Origin of the sequence: Fibrobacter sp. UWCM (assembly GCF_900129735.1) — a bacterium.
Classification (GTDB): domain Bacteria; phylum Fibrobacterota; class Fibrobacteria; order Fibrobacterales; family Fibrobacteraceae; genus Fibrobacter.
In genome coordinates this window covers 138,689-154,587 of sequence record NZ_FQWR01000007.1, presented here as the reverse complement: position 1 = coordinate 154,587, position 15,899 = coordinate 138,689, and the positions used below count along the sequence as shown (strand labels likewise).

Sequence of the window (15,899 nt, the reverse complement as noted above, 5' to 3'; positions counted from 1 at the left end):
GTATACCACTTAACAAGAAAAAAGGATATATTTTAACTTAACCGGTAATGAATATGGTTGTTCATGAACCCACTATTAAAAAACCTACAAATCCAGACCTTATCAAGGAAATCGTCAAGGGACTTGGCAACAACTGGAGAGCTGTGGGGGCTATAGGTAAACATCCTGTGATAGATCCTTTGAATAAGTTACTGGGTGTAATTGACGAAAGTGACTGGGAAAACAAATCCAATAAACAAAGTCTTCAAGACTCAATACGTCGATTGTTAGGCGATGTTGTTGAAGGTGGAAGCAATGTATTTGTAGCGCGGATGAACAACAAGCTAGTTCCAAAGGATGAATCTGAAACCGATGCTGGCGAAGACGCAAAAGGCGAGAAATCCGGCAAGGAATCTTAAACAAAAACGCTTGGAGCTTTTGATTTCTTCACCGAGTTTATCACTAATGCTAGAAATGATTTTCCCAAGGATAGAGAGTTCTTCTCTATCCTTTTTTGTTTGAGCAAGACATTCGTCAAGTACAAATAAAGAGTTTATACTTGATTGAAGTTTCCCATTCATTTTTCATTTCCTTTTTATGTTGTTGTTTTTTTCGCGTTTTTTGATTATATTTGGGATACAGAATGAGCTTCTGGGATTCCCTGACAATCGACGACCTTCCGAATGACGACCTGAAGTGGGTGGCAAACACCCTCGGGCTCGATATTGCCAAACGTATCTGGAAGAAGTTCGCGGGCAACCATGTAGCCTGCCCAGCCAGGATGAACCCAACAGCAGTGCGCCGCTATATGCGCGACAACTTCGACAAGCCAGTGCACCAGCTTGCGTTTGAAACCGGAGTCAGCGAGCGCACGATCTACAGGTACATGAACGTGGTTGAAAAGAAGCCTGAAAACAAAGGGCAGCTTAGCCTGTTCTAGCATACACTTTATTCCTTCATCCATTCGCCGGTTCTTGCGTGGTGCAGATAGTTTTCGGCCTTGCGGATGTCGTCTTTCCAGTCGTTGTCGGGCTTGAGTCCTGCGCGGCATTGATACTTGACGGCGGTGCCGATGTCGTAGGCGGCTTCACGCGGGAGTTCTTCGCGCTTCACGATGGCGTGGATAATCTTGATTGTCTCCACGGGCATTTCGTTGTAGTAGGCGCGTTTGGGCTTGTTTGTTTTGGGTGTGGGTTTTGTCATTTGAGACCTCCTTTCTTTTTCATTTCATCGACGATTCTGTTTGCCAGGATATCCTTGATTTTGAGTTCGTCTTCTTCCTGGAGAAGCATGTAGGGGCGGGCGGGGATGTTTGCGCCCGGGTGGTGGGCACTCTTGCGGTAGAGTACCGTGCCGCCCACGGTGAAACGGAGCGCCCTGCGGTTCTTCGCCACGATGTCATGTGCAGGGATGGAACCGCCGAACTGGTGGATGCGGGCGTATTTCTGGGGACCGGTCATTACGGTGACGGCGTTGCCGTCGCCGTCCAGCTCGTAGTGGATACTTTTCATCAATGCCCCGGTGCCAATCAGGGTCTTTCCCTTGGGCTTTTTCGACGGGGTCCACCGGACGGGGCGGCCACCTTCGCGGAAGTTCTGCTTGACGCTCTTTGCCACAAGGTTGCCGATAGCCGCCATGGCGGGCTTCAGGTCGCTCGCCGTCCGCTTCGCGATATCGATAATTTCGTTGAATTTGTCGATTTTTACGTCTGCGTTGATAAAATTTGACATGGGGTTGCAATTCCTTGGGTAAAATGGTATATTAGAGAGCGAGGTTAATCATGATCACGGTTGACAAAGAAACGAGAAGAATTGAGTTTTACAAAAACAAAGAGAGTGACAAAATCTGGTGGGTCGATTATGTCGATTTCTTTGGTTTTCAAGCTGTGTCCTTTGATAAGAAAAAAATCCTGTTTATTTTTGGTGACTATCCTAAAAACTTTACCCAAGAGGAAAAAGCCTTGTTTGATAAGGAAAATCCATATTGGGCAAATTTTTTCAGTAAAAAGAAGTAGGCTTTACAATCATTATGATTCCCCTTGTGTGTTGAAGAATCCTATTAGCTCCCTAAATTTTGGGGAGTTTTTTAGTTTTTCGACATCTATCAGATAATCATCCCATTCATCTTTTTGTCCATTGACTGTTTTGCTCTTTCTAGTTCCAAATCTTATTCTTAGAGCAGATTCATTCAATTGCTGGAAACCATTATTCTCAGGTTCATCCTGCAATTCTAGATACTCAAAGTTATTTCCCTTTTTTCGGACTATAACAGCATGTTTTCCACTCGTGAAATAGTATTCCTTCCCCGGTTCAACATGCTGTAACAATATTTCGGCATTTTTGTATCCATTGTAGTTTCTTGACGAAAATCCTCCAGACTTTGTAAACATGTTTATGATGTTATGATTCGCAAATAAATCCAGACTTTTTTCACCTCTGTAATCCTTGGCATCTAAGCCAAACTTGTTAGCGATATAAGCCAAAGCTTGTGAAGAGCATGCCCCTCCTTTTTTATCCAAGCCGCCTATTTTTTCTATAATCTGTTCCTCGGAAAGTTGTTTCTTTAGTTTTTTAACTTTATTGTGCGCAATTCCTTTTTTACGAGCTTCTTGAATGACGTCGTCAATGTTCTTTTCTCTTTCGATACGTTCCGCATGAAGTTCTTTTTTATTCAGCTGTTTCGCCTTTATCGTTTTAATCTTGCTGAGGTCCAACTCTGATTCTACTGCCGTATTCTGCTTGTCAGCTTTGGCGTTGGCTTCGCTTGCCGCCTTTCTTGCTTCGGGATAACTTCTGAACAGTTTTTCTTCTTTCTCTTTCGTGTAATCCTTGAGCCGCTGATTTTCTTCATCTGCGTCACCGATGCTGTAGTCCCAGTTTTCGCCGATGTTCCTGGTGTCGTTCGGGGCGGTGGGTGCCTTGGTCACCTTTTCGTCGCCACGGTCCATTTCGTACTTGCTGATAAACTCCTTTTCGCAGAGGCAGCCGAAGCCGTTGGGCGGGCTGTGCTTTTCCCACCAGGGGTCGTTTACGGGGAGTACCGTACCGTTCCAGGCCTTGTGTTCTTCGCGGCTCCCGGGCAACATCATGCACACGTACTTGGCGTGGGTGAACACGTCAGGCATGGCCCTTGCCTGCCTTTCCTGTGCTGCCGCAGCTGCCGTCAGCATGTTCGTCTGGTAGATAACCTTGGAACGCCACGCGCCATATTTCGACTTTTCCATCTTTTTATCAAAGCTTGGGTCGGCGGCTCGCCACTTGCTTGCAATCTTGTAGAAATTGTCGCGGAAGTCTTGCAGGGAGTAGCCCTTTTCGATGGCCCTGTCAACTGCGTTTCGGAAATCGAGCAGGATGTCGGCACGCATTGCGCCGGCAACGGTGAACGCCCGGGTGTGCATTGCGCCCTTGAGGCTGTTCCAGCGTTTTGTGGGAATGTTGATTTTCTTCTTGAAGTAATCGACGGCTTCCTTATACGCCCCCTGCTTGAATCCGAGTTCCTTAGCCATTGACGATTCCCGCCTTTTTCAGGATGGAGAAACGGCCCGCAAGATCTGCGGCAATAAAGGCCTGTTCCATTTCGTCAGCAATTTTGTCCATGGGCATTTCGCCGTAGCAACCGCCCAGCTTGTCGCGGACTTCTTCGAGGCTCTTTGCGTTTTCCACCAGTTCCCTGATGGGTGCCAGGATATCGACCTTTTCGCATTCGTCTTCCAGGTGTTCGGTGAATGCGTTCACCTGGTTGCGGAGCTCGTGGGCGGTCTTTCTGACCTTGCCCTTCTTTTCGGGGCCTTCGGCAAACATGCCGCCTTGCTGAACTTCGGTCATCTCGAAATACTTCTCGTCGATTCCGTAGATGTCGCTGATGTACTGGGCGTTGAACTTGACTCCCAGCTGCGACAGCTTTGCGTCACGTTCGAGACGTGCCTGCTGCATGTCTTCCGGGAGAATGATGTTCATCCACGGTATGACCTTTTCGCCAGGCCAGTTGATTTCGTAAATCCACCTGATAAGCTGATTGAAACTGGATTCAATCATCGCGGCGTCATCGAGCGTAAGGTCAAGGCGCACGTCGTTGTGGACGGTGGCCATGGCCTGGGTGCCGCCGGAACTTGTCTGTTCGGTGGTGAGCGTCTCGCCGAGCCACGCCTTGCTGATTTCGGAGTCGGCCCAATGCACGATTTCGCTGTGCGGGTTGGTGCCGCTCATCTTGGTTTCCAGGAGTTCTACGGAGCCTGTCTGCGGAATGACCGCCACAGCGTCGCGTACAAGCCCGGAAAGCATCCTGAGGAACGTGCTCTGTTCCTTGTCGGTCGCTCCAGGGGGAATCTTGCCGACCGCCTTGGGCATGCCGTACTTTTCGACGAATATCATCCAGAACTTGAGACCGCCTTTCTTGAACGCCATGGGCCAGAAGCAGCGGGCATAGACAGGTTCGCCATAGGGGTTGGTTGCCGTGGGGCGGTTGCGCGTCACGATGAACTTGCGTTCGGGCACGGGAATCTTCGCGTTGAGCTTGTTCTGGAACAGCAGCTTGCCATCGTCGTCAAACTTGAACCATTCCTGGGGCTTGTCCTTGATGGCTGTGGGCAGAATGAGTGTTCCGTAGTCGGTCGGAACAGACCCCCACACGATTTCGTGGACTGCGTAGCCGAAGCCGATTGCCTGGAGCATCTGCGAAATGATGTTGCGCAGCTCAAGGTTCCAGAAGTATTCTTCAAGCATCTTCGCTTTTTTCGGGTCTCCCTTGCTGCCGTCGATTGTCCATGCGCGGCTTGTGATGGATGCGAAACGCTTGCTCTTGACGGAATCGAGATGTCCGTCCACGAAGTTTCGGTAGACCTTGATGTTTCCACCCTGCGCCTTGAGGATAGGGTCGGGGTTTGGCAGGTAATCTTCGCCCGTGACGAAAGTCGCTGCCGCCCGGGTGGCAACTTCGGTCGCCAAGCGGAGTTTTTCACCGCCGTTTTGGGTATCTTCGGGTCTTTTTTTACTCTTTTTGCTCATGCAGTCCTCGGTGTATTTCTAATCTCGTTGAATGGCCGTTCAAATTCGTTGAATTTTGATTTTCTAAAATCGGATGACCGTTTACTAGTCCAAAACAAAAACGGGCTAAAAAGGGCCTTTCTGTGCGATTGTCAGAAACCGTTAAAATTCATGCTTTCCCCTTTGAACGGATTTGCGGTCTGGATGAATACCGGACCCGCGTCACTTGCGTTTTTTGCGTGGTATGCCAAAGCCGCTCCCCAGAAGAAGTCGCCGTGGCCCTTCTCGGTGCTTTCAGCGTCGTAACGGACATTCCCGGCACTTGTGACAATCTTTTTAACAGCGTGGATGCTTTCGGCCTGTTTGTCTTCTTCGCGACCGTCAACGCCCGGGAACTTCGGGCATTTTTCGATGATAAGTTTCTGGTCTTCAAACGCCTGCAAAAGACTGATGGCGAGGTCTGCCTTTACCGTGTTCGAGAAAAGGACGCCCTCAACCTTGACCGTGCCGAAATTTTCCTGAGCGCGTTCGGTGAACTGGTCGCCAAGCCCCGTGCGGTCGATACAGGCTCGCACGAGGTTCGGGAGTTTGAGGAACTTGTAGAGCTTTTCTTCAAGGTAGCTCCACTTCTTTTTCTGGTAGGCTTCGACGGCTCGGCAAACAAGCTGGTCGCAGACATCTTCGAATACATAGATGACATAGAGGTGACGGTGGCGGGCTACGTCGCAACCGAGGTAGAGCGGACCTTTAGCTTTTTCAAGACCAAGGATACCTTGGCGTTCGCAGCTGTGAATGAGGTCATAGCCGATCATCGACGTGGACTCGTCCTGCGGGTTGCAGCAGTATTCCTCCTGCCAGATGGCTTCGGTAAGGCAGCCTTTGTGTTCCTGCTCCAGCCATTCTTCGCGTTCTTTCCTGGAGAGTTTGCGACCGCAGATGCGGTCGGCAACGCCTTCCTCTACTGCGAGCTGGATTGGCACGGTGTGCACGCTGTAGTCAAGTTCACCTTTTTTGCACTTCTCGATGAGCTTGTAGAACAGACTGTTTACGCCGTTGTGGGTTGACAGGATGCGTATGGGATAGCCCCACATGGCGGCGGGCTTGGCGGCTGCCCACATCTTCTGGTCGTTTTCGTGGTGGGCGGCTTCGTCCCACACGATTTTACCGCCCTTGGAGCGGAACGCCTTGGGGTTGCTGGAGAGCACGTAGATTTTGGAGCCATTGTTGAACTCGATTATCTTGCTCTTGATTCCCTTGTCCTCGTCGGCAAATTCGCAGTCCTCGATATCTTCGGAGTTGATTTCTGCAAGGGCCTTGGCGATGGCGTTGAGCTTCTGAATCCACGATTCGCAATAGTCGATGTATTCAGCTGCGGCGGTCATGTCAGCTGAGCTGAAAAAGACCTTGAGCCCGGGCTGCTCGATACAGTCCTGCACGTCTTCGAAGCTTTGCACCCACGTGCCGCCGATACGGCGGGACTTCTCGAAAATCTTGACTTTCGACTTGTCGGCTAGCCACCGTTTCTGATAAGGAAAAAAGAATTCGTCAAGTGCAGCCATTATACGCCCAGGTGTTTCTTGATTTCGTCGAGCGCCTTCTTGGCACGTTCTTCCGGGGAGAGTTCAGACTTGTTTTTCTTGGGTGCCACGGCCTCGTACTTGCGTGCGTGTTCTGCCGTGTCGATGATGCGCTGGAGTACGGTGTATCGTTCTGCGGCAACCTTTACGCCGTCCAGTTCGTCTTGCTTGATTTTACGGGCAATGACTTCACCCAGCTCGAACAGCTGCGCGTGGAAGTTCTTTTCGCTGCCGCTGATTTCGGCACGTGCTTCGTCCCAGTGTTCTTCGGATTTCCAGTTCTGAAGGGTGCGCGTGGAGATGTTGAGCCGGCGGCTAATGTCAGCTAGGCTCATCTGGTGAATGGTGTAAAATTCTTTCGCCTTGGGCTTGAGTTCGGACTTGCTCACGGTTGCCTCCCTGTCGTGTGCGATTCCATGCAACAGGCCCGTATCGCGTCAAGCGCCCTTTTCTGGTCGTCGCTGTACTGTTTCAGCACTGCTTCCCAGCGCACCTGGTCATTTGCGGCGTTCTTTTCCCACTTTGCGTTTTCGTTTGTGTAGAAGATGGCAAGCATCAGCGCGAAAATGACGCCGATGCCGAACTGTTTCAATGCTTCCTGCCAGAAAGTTTTATCCATGGTATATACCTCCGTGCAAATGTAGCCGTAAATCACTGACAAAGCGCATGACAGTGTCATGCCCTTTTTCGCGGCCAATCGGGTAAATTTGGAGCCATGAACAAGAAAGTTTTGAAATCGATTGATCTGAAGGAACCGTGGGTCGAGGCGTTCAAGGTCGGCAAGGTCACTGACATGGCTGGCAATGAACACGACTTCAGTGAAGCGGACCTCAATGACCTCAACGAAGGAATCCATGACCAGCTTGCAGCCGGTTACCAGCCGCCGATGGTCAAGGGCCACCCGAAGGTTGACGATCCGCGTGTAGCCTCGATTGTCGATTCCAAGGTGGAAGACAATGTGCTGAAAGTGAAGCTCGACGACGTGAACCCGGACTTTGCCGAAGAAGTGAAGAAGGGCGGCTTCAAGTATCTTTCCGCAGCCATTTACAGCAACTTGAAAAAAGGCTTGCGGCATCTGGGCGCTCTCGGTGCGGTTGGCCCTGCTATGAAGGGTATGGCCCCGCTGTGTTTCGGTGAAGGAATGTTTGCTGAAACCGACAAGGGCGTTACAGAGCAGGACGTGTGCGTCTTTGCAGAGCCTTTCGCATGGGACCGCCTGGTGCCTCGCAGTGTCTTTGAAACGCTTGTGTACAAGCTGAGCGGCATTGGACGTATGTTCCGCAGCCAGCGCGAACAGCTTATCGAAAAGGATGGCATTGAGGCTGCCGACAAGGTTTTCCCGGAATACGCCATCAAGGACATCGAAGAAATCGAAAGCGTCTTGAAGGACGCAAAGGACTTCCCGCAACAGCCGAAGCCTGTTGTGGAAAAGCCGGCGGAATCTACAGCTTCTTTCGGTGAACCGAATACCGACGGTTCTGATTCGCTGGAGAACGGGAATCAGAATCCTCAGCCTACAACGCCCCCTCGTAACAAACCGACCGAATCTATCCCGGAAGGTAATTCAAGCGAGGCGACGCGGTTGAGCGAAGAGAATGCCGCACTCAAGGCTGAAAACGAGGCTCTCAAGGCCGACAAGCTTGCGGCGCAGCGCCAAAAAGCCGGTGCGGCGTTCTCTGAGACTTTAGACAATGCTATTGCCGAAGGCCGTTGCAACCAGGCGATGAAGGATTGCTTCATGAAGGTCTTTGGCGCTATGCAGGCCTTGCCTGTTGATGGCGAAGGCTGCTTTGGCGAAGGCGACGAACGAATGAACCCGATGCAGGTTCTGGGCGACACGGTAAAATCCTTACCGAAGATTGTCCAGTTCGGTGAATTTGCGCCCGCGGCGGCTCCTAGCTCGGAGTCTGCGGCGGTACGCATCAGCAAGTATCACGATGAACAGCTGGCAAAGGGGCGCAAGCTCAGTTTCGCCGAAGCTGCGGAAGAATGTTACAATCAATAAGGAGTACCTGATGAAGGGCAATATCCTCAACTTTACGGCGGAAACCGCCGTCCCCGCTTTCCGCTTCGTCAAGGCTGGCGAAGCCCAAGGCAATGTTAAACTTGCAGGTTCCGGCGATGCCGTGCTTGGCGTGTCCATGGATGTGGATGTCAAGGAAGGCAACCGCGTCGATGTGCAGCACGACGGTATCGGCCATGTGGAACTTGGTGCCGACGTGACCTACGGCCAGGCACTCTCCTCCGATGCCGAAGGCCGTGGCATTCCTGCCGAAGGTGCGTCCGGCATCGTGGCCCTTGATTCGGGCACCGAAGGCGATGTGGTCCGCATCAAGGTGGACTGCGCCGGTTCTGCTGCGACGGCATCCACTGGCGACGAAACGCCTTCCACTGGCGATGACACTCCCGCTGGCGACAACGACGCCCCGGCAAACACCGAAGGTGGCGAAACGCCCACCGAACCCACTGAGCCTGAAACCAGTGGAACTGAAGGTGGCGACACCAACGGCAACGAAAACGAATCTTCCAACGAAGGAGCATAACCCATGAAGAAAATGACCAAGATCGCTCTTTTCCTCATCACCTTTGCGCTTACCGTCTGCGCCTTTGCAGGTGGCGACGCGCTTACCGCCTGTGGCGTTCCGCAGTTCATCGTCGATTCGCTGAGCTTTGGTAGCGCAGGCGCAAGTTTTGCCACCATCCTGCCCATTGGCGAACAGCAGACCGGCCTTGTGACCGCATTCAAGAACGGTCGCCTGATTGCCGATGAGGTGATGCCAATCAAGCAGCTTGACGGTAACGAACTCGCATTCAAGTATTTCCGCAGGAACATGGGCGACGCATTTGGTGCCCAGGATACCCAAGTGGGCCGAATGTCCGCTCCGAATGTCGTGTATTTTGGCGGTGAAGAGATTCCGGGGCTTGCCAAGGCTTACGGCTTGCAGACTCCCGTTCCCTACGAAGACCTTGACCAGGTGAAGAACAAGGACCGCTTCGTCAACAAGACCATCGAAAACCTGATTGACCGTATTCTCCTGGACAGGGAAATCCGCATCGCGAAAATCGTTCAGGATGCAGCCAACTATGAATCCTCGCAGGTCAAGACCCTTTCTGCTTCTGAAAAGATCGGTGCCGAAGGTTCCAACATCTTCGAGCTGATTATGGACATGATGGAATCCGCCCTTGTGCGTCCGAACGTGCTTGGCATGAGTTCCAAGGTGTTCTACAAGCTGCGTACCGACAAGTCCGTGATTAACGCCATCTGGCCTACCAACAACGGCTCCGGCGTCGCCACCCGCGAACAGATTGCCGACCTCTTCGAGGTTGACCGCATCATCGTCGGTCAGGCCCGCGTGAACACCCGCAAGAACCCGAAGAAGCCCGATCTCACCTCTTGCTGGGGCGAAAACATCTTCGCACACTACCAGGAAGAACTTTCCGACTTGAAGGAAGGTCTTGCCTGGGGTATGACTGCCCAGGTCGGCGAACGCTACGTGGAAGTCATCGAAGACAAGAATATTGGTCTCAAGGGCGGCGAAATCGTGAAGGCTGGTTTCTACCAGGCTGAACTGGTAACCGCTCCTGGTGCTGGCATTCTCCTCAAGGACGTTCTCAAGGACGCCTAAGGAAAGCTGATGAACTACTGCACTCTCGACGATATACGGGGGCACGTGCCTGATGCGCGTTTGGTGGAGGTCACCGACGACCTCACGCCAAATGCCGACGGTGAAATCAAGGAGAACATCGTGGTCAAGGCCATCGAGGAAAGTTCTACCCTGATTGACTCCTACATCGGCAAGCGTTTCAGGTTGCCGCTCCCGCGTATTCCGAGAGTGCTTCGCATGATTTGCGTTGACCTGACGATTTACAACCTTTACGAGCGCCTGACGGAGATGAACATCACCGAAGGGATGAAGCTCCGCTACAATAACGCCATAGCCCTCTTGAAGAGCATTGCTGAAGGCAAGGCGGACATCGGCCTGGACGAAATTGGTCCTGTCGATGAATCCGGATTCAAGGTATCTTCAAAGCTGGATGGCGGGCCTGCCATTTTCTCGCTTGAATCCATGAGGTCCCTATGACCGATTTCGATATCGAGGATAAGATAAATAAACTCTTTTGCGGAGAGAATGGCAAGACCCCGGCAAAAGAAAGAGATGCCTTTTGGTTTAAGGCTGTTGAAATTGGCTCCGTCGTAACGGTCCTTTCGCGCCCGGGTTTTTCTGCCGCCGTCGTATCGGGCAGCTATGAAAAGGAAGACTCTACCGACAAGCTGAAAGTGACTTCCAAAATTATCGTTTACCTGGTGTTCAAGAATGTTGCGAACGAAGTTGAACGCCGCAAGCTTTTGCACCCTGCAGTCAAGTATGTGGTAGGCAAGCTGCAAGGTAACAACCTTGGTCTTGACATCGAACCCCTGAATGCCAAGAACTGGAAAGAAACGACCACTCCAGAACATCTTGTTGACAAGATCCTGGAAGCTGAAATTGAATTTGAAACGGCGTACACGCTGACGCCTGAAACAGAAGAGGCAAGCTACCGCAACCTGCTTTCTATCTGGAGTTCCTTCAAGAGCGAAGAGGAACCGCACGAGGAACTCGCTACATCCAAAGTGAACTTTGATAACGGAGAAACACCATGACACTGACCAACAACATCCCGGAAACTATGATTCCGGGCTCCTACTCGGAATACAACTACTTTGCCGGCCCGAACGGACTCCCGGCGAACATCCAGAAGGTGCTTCTGGTCGGCGACATTGCCGAAGGCGGCACCCTTGCAGTGGCGAAGCCCACGGCGGTCTACAACGAAAGCGAGGTCCTCGCTCTCGCCGGGGCCGGTTCGGTACTCCACCAGATGTACAGGGCCGCAAAGAATGCCTGGAAGTACGCCCAGATTACCCTGGTGCGCCACAAGGCTACTGCGGGAACCCCCGCCACCTGGACCATCACGCTTTCCAACCCCAGCGGCGCAACCGCTGCAACCGTTGGCGGCCTTGTCCGTGTCGTCTATAACGGTAAGAATGTCAATGTCGGCGTGAAAATCGGCGAAACAGCAGCCAAGGTTGCTGAAGACATTGCCACTGCTTTGAACGCCGAAGCTGCCGCACCGTTCACCGCAGAAGCTGCGGAAGGTGTCGTAACCCTTACCGCCAAGGCGAATGGTGTCTACGTTTCTGCCGCCAAGGGTGGCGTGAATGTCTCGGTCGATGTCGTTTCCACCGATATCACGGCAGCAGACCCGATTCTTACTGCGGGAACTGGCGAAATCGACGTGGAAAGCGCCCTTGCAGCAGCCTTCCCGGAACGTTTCCACCTGATTGTGCTCCCTACGGCCGATGCGCCCAATTTGACCCTCTTGAAGACGCACTTGATGCAGGCTGCCGAACCGCTTGAACAGCGTGGCCAGCGTGGCATTGCGGCTACAATCGTTGGCGGGGCCGGCGACGCCATTTCCCTTGCAACCGACTTCAACTGCGAACGCCTGCACATTGCCGCAGTCAAGAACGCCATTCCCGCCACTACCTGGGAAATTGCCGCAGGCCTTGCCGCCATCTTTGCCAGCAATTCCCAGCCCAACAAGCCCATGAACGGGCTCCCGATCCCTGGCATCGGTCTCCCGGATATCGCCGACAAGTGGAGCGGCGAAGAACAGGATGCCCTGCTTTATGGCGGTGTGATTCCTCTGGTGGAAACCGACAGCGAGCTTTGCATTGTCCGTGCCGTGACTACTCGCAGCACCAAGGACGGCGTCCGCTTCACCAAGCTCATCGATACGGGTGTCATCGCCTCGCTCGACTATTTCCGAGACTCCATTCTCGCCATGCACAAGGTGAAGTACAAGAACAAGGTCATCCACGAGCTGTTGCCCGATGCCCTGAACGAAGACAACATCGCCGTGGCAAAGAGCCTTGAAGGGGTGCAGATTCTGCGTTTCATTGACCAGTATGCAGACCAGTTCATCACCGAGGAATCGAAGGATGAACCGGGCCGTATGCTCTGCCAGATTCCGGCTCCTGTCGTGCCTGGCCTGAACCAGATTTATTCCACCATCGACCTTTACCTCAACTAAGGAGTGAACCATGAAGATTTCCCAAGTTACAGTTGTCCTTAACGGCGACAAGATTACGGGCTTCAAGCAGTTCAAGGAGAACGAAATCGAAGAAGCCCAGACCGTGGAACTCGCCGATGGCGTAGATGTGGTGGAAGTACCGCCCAACTATGGTTTCCAGCTTACCGTTGTGCCCGATAGTGGTGCCGACCGGGATTGGACCGGAACCAGCGACGCCACTGTTGTCGTGCAGTACAAGGGCGGCAAGAAGGTGGTGTTCACCGGTTGCCGTCTCCTGAAACAGACTCCGGGTGACATTGACGGCAAGACCGCCAAGGAAACCCAGCTCGACTTCTATGCCCGCGCTCGCAAGGTAAGCTAATGACGGAACTCGAAAAAGCCATTCGCGACGACGAACCCGACGAACTCATTGCCCGCATCAAGGCGTCCCACGATGTCAAGCGTGTCGTGAGTTGGCCGGGCAGGCCGGACATCAAGATTGAAATCCGCCTGCTGACGCTTTCCGAAACCCGCAAGGCTAAAGTCGATAACCAGCTGGAGTTCAAGCACGACGGCATTGATATCGCAATGCACAATGTTACCGACTACCGTGAACAAGAGGCTGCTCACGGTATGTGGCGGGCTTTCTACAACGTCGATACGGGAAAACGCATTTTCCGCTCTGCGGAGCACCTGCGTTCGTTCTGTACCCCCGACGAACTGAAGAAACTCTGCGACGAATACAATGCATTTGCCGAGGAATGCGACCCGAGCCTTGACGAAGTTTCGGACGAAAGTATCGAGACGCTCATCGAAACGCTAAAAAAAACGCCGGACCAGGTTCAATTGAAAGTCGTAAGCTTGAATACGGCCTGGAAGCTAGTGCGTACTTTGGTTGCCCGGTTGCAAGCATAACTGACGCCCAGTGGCTCCTTGTCTTTGCGATGAAGGGGCTTTTGGAACCCAACGAAAAAGATAAAGGATGGCAGACAATTGGCGAATAACGAAGTCACATTGCGAATCGGGGCTGACGCTACTGGTCTCCAGAATGGCCTGCGCCAGTCATCGACTGCCGTCTCTTCTTTCGGGACGAAGGCACGGGCGACCATTGCACGTGTCGGCGGATCCATGCGGGGCCTTGCCGACAGCCTGGTGACTCCGTTCAATTCGCTGGTCCTTGGGGGTGGCCTTGGCATGGCCGTCAAGAACGTAGGCGACCTTTCCGAATCGCTCATGTATTACGGCTTTGCGGCAAAGAAAAGCGACGCGGACACGAAGGTGTTCCGCGAATCGCTGCATAAGACGGCAATCGAGACAGGTGTCGCCGCCAATGAAATCCTGAACGGCGTTTCAAAAATCGGTGAAATCACGGGCCAGTTCGATTTTGCCGAAGAAATGGGCCCGAGACTAGCAAAAGCCGCTAAGGCTTCAGGGGCTTCCATTGAAGACTTGGCTAATGTAGCCTCGTCTTTGAAAGTGACCATGGGCTTGACCGCCGATGAAGTCTCGAAATTCTTCAATTCACTCATTGTCCAGGGCGACCAGGGATCTTTTGTCCTGCGCTCTTTTGCTAGCGAAGGCAAGGCTCTTCTTGCTACTACTTCCACTCACGGCATCAAGACTGCGGACCAGTTCGCTAGTTTCGGCGGCTATTTGCAGGTGATGAACTCACAGATCAAGAGCGAAGCGGAACTTACTACGTCCGTCTCGGCTCTTTTCAGCGAACTCACGGCAAAGGCAAAAGACCTGAATAAAATCGGGGTCCATGTCTTTGACAAAAACAAGGAATTTAACGATTTTGACGCGATTATGCGCCAGCTGATGCAGAAAACAAACGGCGACTTGCAGAAATTGGGAAAACTGTTTGGAGCATCTTCCATCAAGGCTTTGCAACCCATCATAACCGAATACAATAATGGGTGGAAAACCTTGGACGCTATTACAAAGAGTGGTCAAGAGGGCATGACCAATACGAAAGTGCTTGATGAGCGCTTCGAAAAGGCTTCTAATTCCTTCAACAGCAATGTTGGCAAGATGAAGAATGTCGCCCTGCAATTTGCGGACACGAACCTTACAGGGCCTGTTGAACAGCTGACGACCGCTTTGGGCTTTCTATCCCGCCACCAGGGAATAGTTACGGCGGGCTTCAAGATGATGGCCGTTGCCGCTGCAGCTTTGGGTGCTGTCAAAATTGGCGGTCTCGTGAAGGATGTGGCCGGACTCGCCAGGGATATCAAGGGTATCTGGAGCAAGAAGGGCGGTACCGGGGCATCTGCCGCAGGGACGGGCGCTTCCGCGTTGGATGCATCTGTCCAAAAGGTATTCGTAGTCAATATGCGCAGCGGTTTTGGCGGTGGTTCTGACTACATGGACGATGATGCGCCTATGTATCAGCCTGCTACCCAGAAGGCGGCCCAGGCTATGGACTCGACCACAAAAGAGGTCGGCAGATTCCGCCAGGGCCTTTCCACCGCACGTGCGGGGCTGAACAAGTTCGGGAGTAGTGTCATTGGCGGTACATTGATGACGGCTGCTACAGGCTGGGCCATGAATCAAATCTACAACTTTGGCCAGGCTTTTATGGAATGGCGAAATGTCGTTGCCGATGTCGAGGCCAACAGCCGGGCCATGGTGGACCATAACCAGGCAGAATTCGAAAAACGGTATGGGCCTGAAGCAGCAAGGTGGAGCAAGAAGCATGGGGACACCCTTCTCGAAATCCAAAAGGAAGAAAACAGCTTCTTGCCGTCACAAAAGAAACTTGACAAGCTTTATGGCGATTTACGGCTATACAATCAGCTGACAAAGAATGCTGTCGCGGCTCAAAAGGGCGATAAAATGATGTCGCCCCAGGAATACATGCAGGCTTTGAACCAAAACATCATTATCAATGTGGATTCCAACGGCAAGGCTGTCGTCGAAACCGACAAGGGCAAGCCGCCCAAAGTCAGCGGACGAAAAACAACACCGGGATGGGGGGCGTAAATGGCAGAAGAAAAAATTCCAATGCTTGGCCCATGGAAACTTCGACTAGAGTCGATTGGCGACGAAATCTCTCACGCTATAGCCGAAACTAAATACCCTTACAAGAACGGAGCCGATCTCGAAGACATGGGCGTTGATCCTGAAACGCTCAAGTTCTCTGGTGTTTTGATCAATGACGAGTATGACAGAAACTATACCGAGCTGAGAAATTGGTTCCTATCGATTTTCAAAGCGCCAGTCTTGCTGGTACATCCCAAGCATGGCGCGGTTACAGGCTATCCCAAAAACGTATCATTCAGTAATGACCGTCGCAAGAGATATGCCG

Annotated in this window: 19 protein-coding genes and 1 pseudogene; 13 read left to right on the top strand and 7 right to left on the bottom strand. The window is 52.3% G+C overall.

Annotated features, from left to right (window positions below):
• Positions 1 to 47 precede the first annotated feature (47 nt).
• Positions 48 to 398, top strand: coding sequence for a hypothetical protein (locus BUB22_RS06880; protein ID WP_073114485.1), 351 nt, complete (start codon positions 48 to 50; stop codon positions 396 to 398).
• Between the two features lie 212 nt (positions 399 to 610).
• Positions 611 to 919, top strand: a complete 309-nt coding sequence (locus BUB22_RS06875) for a Mor transcription activator family protein (protein WP_139258813.1) — start codon at positions 611 to 613, stop codon at positions 917 to 919.
• Positions 920 to 927: 8 nt separating this feature from the next.
• On the opposite strand, the gene BUB22_RS06870 is transcribed toward BUB22_RS06875, so the two are convergent.
• Both BUB22_RS06870 and BUB22_RS06865 read right to left on the bottom strand, forming a co-directional pair.
• Entirely contained in the window at positions 928 to 1,182 is a 255-nt protein-coding gene (locus BUB22_RS06870) for a DUF3310 domain-containing protein (protein WP_073114484.1), read from the bottom strand.
• On the bottom strand, positions 1,179 to 1,709 hold the full coding sequence (locus tag BUB22_RS06865) for a phage virion morphogenesis protein (RefSeq protein WP_073114483.1): 531 nt from the start codon (positions 1,707 to 1,709) through the stop codon (positions 1,179 to 1,181). The genes BUB22_RS06870 and BUB22_RS06865 overlap by 4 nt, the downstream gene beginning before the upstream one ends.
• 50 nt (positions 1,710 to 1,759) lie before the next feature.
• Between BUB22_RS06865 and BUB22_RS06860 the strand changes: the two genes are divergently transcribed.
• On the top strand, positions 1,760 to 1,993 hold the full coding sequence (locus BUB22_RS06860) for a DUF7675 family protein (RefSeq protein WP_073114482.1): 234 nt from the start codon (positions 1,760 to 1,762) through the stop codon (positions 1,991 to 1,993).
• Positions 1,994 to 2,005: 12 nt separating this feature from the next.
• On the opposite strand, the gene BUB22_RS06855 is transcribed toward BUB22_RS06860, so the two are convergent.
• The 5 genes from BUB22_RS06855 to BUB22_RS06835 all read right to left on the bottom strand — a co-directional run bounded on the left by BUB22_RS06855 (position 2,006) and on the right by BUB22_RS06835 (position 7,157).
• Positions 2,006 to 3,484, bottom strand: a complete 1,479-nt coding sequence (locus tag BUB22_RS06855) for a phage head morphogenesis protein (RefSeq protein ID WP_073114481.1) — start codon at positions 3,482 to 3,484, stop codon at positions 2,006 to 2,008.
• Entirely contained in the window at positions 3,477 to 4,982 is a 1,506-nt protein-coding gene (locus BUB22_RS06850; RefSeq protein WP_073114480.1) for a DUF935 domain-containing protein, read from the bottom strand. The genes BUB22_RS06855 and BUB22_RS06850 overlap by 8 nt, the downstream gene beginning before the upstream one ends.
• A gap of 131 nt (positions 4,983 to 5,113) precedes the next feature.
• Positions 5,114 to 6,520, bottom strand: coding sequence for a terminase large subunit domain-containing protein (locus tag BUB22_RS06845; protein WP_073114479.1), 1,407 nt, complete (start codon positions 6,518 to 6,520; stop codon positions 5,114 to 5,116).
• Entirely contained in the window at positions 6,520 to 6,927 is a 408-nt protein-coding gene (locus BUB22_RS06840) for a terminase gpP N-terminus-related DNA-binding protein (protein ID WP_073114477.1), read from the bottom strand. The genes BUB22_RS06845 and BUB22_RS06840 overlap by 1 nt, the downstream gene beginning before the upstream one ends.
• A complete protein-coding gene (locus BUB22_RS06835; protein ID WP_097035758.1) occupies positions 6,924 to 7,157 on the bottom strand; it encodes a hypothetical protein in 234 nt (77 codons plus the stop codon). The genes BUB22_RS06840 and BUB22_RS06835 overlap by 4 nt, the downstream gene beginning before the upstream one ends.
• Before the next feature lie 96 nt (positions 7,158 to 7,253).
• Between BUB22_RS06835 and BUB22_RS06830 the strand changes: the two genes are divergently transcribed.
• The 10 genes and pseudogenes from BUB22_RS06830 to BUB22_RS17325 all read left to right on the top strand — a co-directional run.
• Positions 7,254 to 8,543, top strand: coding sequence for a hypothetical protein (locus BUB22_RS06830; RefSeq protein WP_139258811.1), 1,290 nt, complete (start codon positions 7,254 to 7,256; stop codon positions 8,541 to 8,543).
• 10 nt (positions 8,544 to 8,553) lie between these two features.
• Positions 8,554 to 9,081, top strand: coding sequence for a DUF2190 family protein (locus tag BUB22_RS06825; protein WP_072807705.1), 528 nt, complete (start codon positions 8,554 to 8,556; stop codon positions 9,079 to 9,081).
• A gap of 3 nt (positions 9,082 to 9,084) precedes the next feature.
• Complete coding sequence (locus tag BUB22_RS06820) at positions 9,085 to 10,164, top strand: hypothetical protein (protein WP_072807706.1); 1,080 nt, start codon at positions 9,085 to 9,087, stop codon at positions 10,162 to 10,164.
• A gap of 9 nt (positions 10,165 to 10,173) precedes the next feature.
• Positions 10,174 to 10,620, top strand: coding sequence for a gp436 family protein (locus BUB22_RS06815; protein WP_073114472.1), 447 nt, complete (start codon positions 10,174 to 10,176; stop codon positions 10,618 to 10,620).
• The gene (locus tag BUB22_RS06810; RefSeq protein ID WP_073114471.1) at positions 10,617 to 11,180 is read left to right on the top strand and encodes a hypothetical protein; all 564 of its coding nucleotides are present in this window, start codon (positions 10,617 to 10,619) and stop codon (positions 11,178 to 11,180) included. Before BUB22_RS06815 ends, BUB22_RS06810 begins: the two co-directional genes overlap by 4 nt.
• Positions 11,177 to 12,610 carry a phage tail sheath subtilisin-like domain-containing protein gene (locus tag BUB22_RS06805; protein WP_073114470.1) on the top strand — a complete coding sequence of 478 codons (1,434 nt, stop codon included), beginning with the start codon at positions 11,177 to 11,179 and terminating at the stop codon, positions 12,608 to 12,610. The genes BUB22_RS06810 and BUB22_RS06805 overlap by 4 nt, the downstream gene beginning before the upstream one ends.
• A 10-nt stretch (positions 12,611 to 12,620) precedes the next feature.
• Positions 12,621 to 12,971: a hypothetical protein gene (locus BUB22_RS06800; RefSeq protein WP_072807710.1), complete on the top strand. Its 351-nt coding sequence runs from the start codon at positions 12,621 to 12,623 to the stop codon at positions 12,969 to 12,971.
• On the top strand, positions 12,971 to 13,504 hold the full coding sequence (locus tag BUB22_RS06795) for a hypothetical protein (RefSeq protein ID WP_072807711.1): 534 nt from the start codon (positions 12,971 to 12,973) through the stop codon (positions 13,502 to 13,504). The genes BUB22_RS06800 and BUB22_RS06795 overlap by 1 nt, the downstream gene beginning before the upstream one ends.
• Positions 13,505 to 13,582: 78 nt before the next feature.
• A complete protein-coding gene (locus BUB22_RS06790; protein WP_073114468.1) occupies positions 13,583 to 15,574 on the top strand; it encodes a phage tail tape measure protein in 1,992 nt (663 codons plus the stop codon).
• Positions 15,575 to 15,835: pseudogene (locus tag BUB22_RS17325) on the top strand (DNA circularization N-terminal domain-containing protein); the annotation flags it as partial.
• Between the last annotated feature and the right edge of the window lie 64 nt (positions 15,836 to 15,899).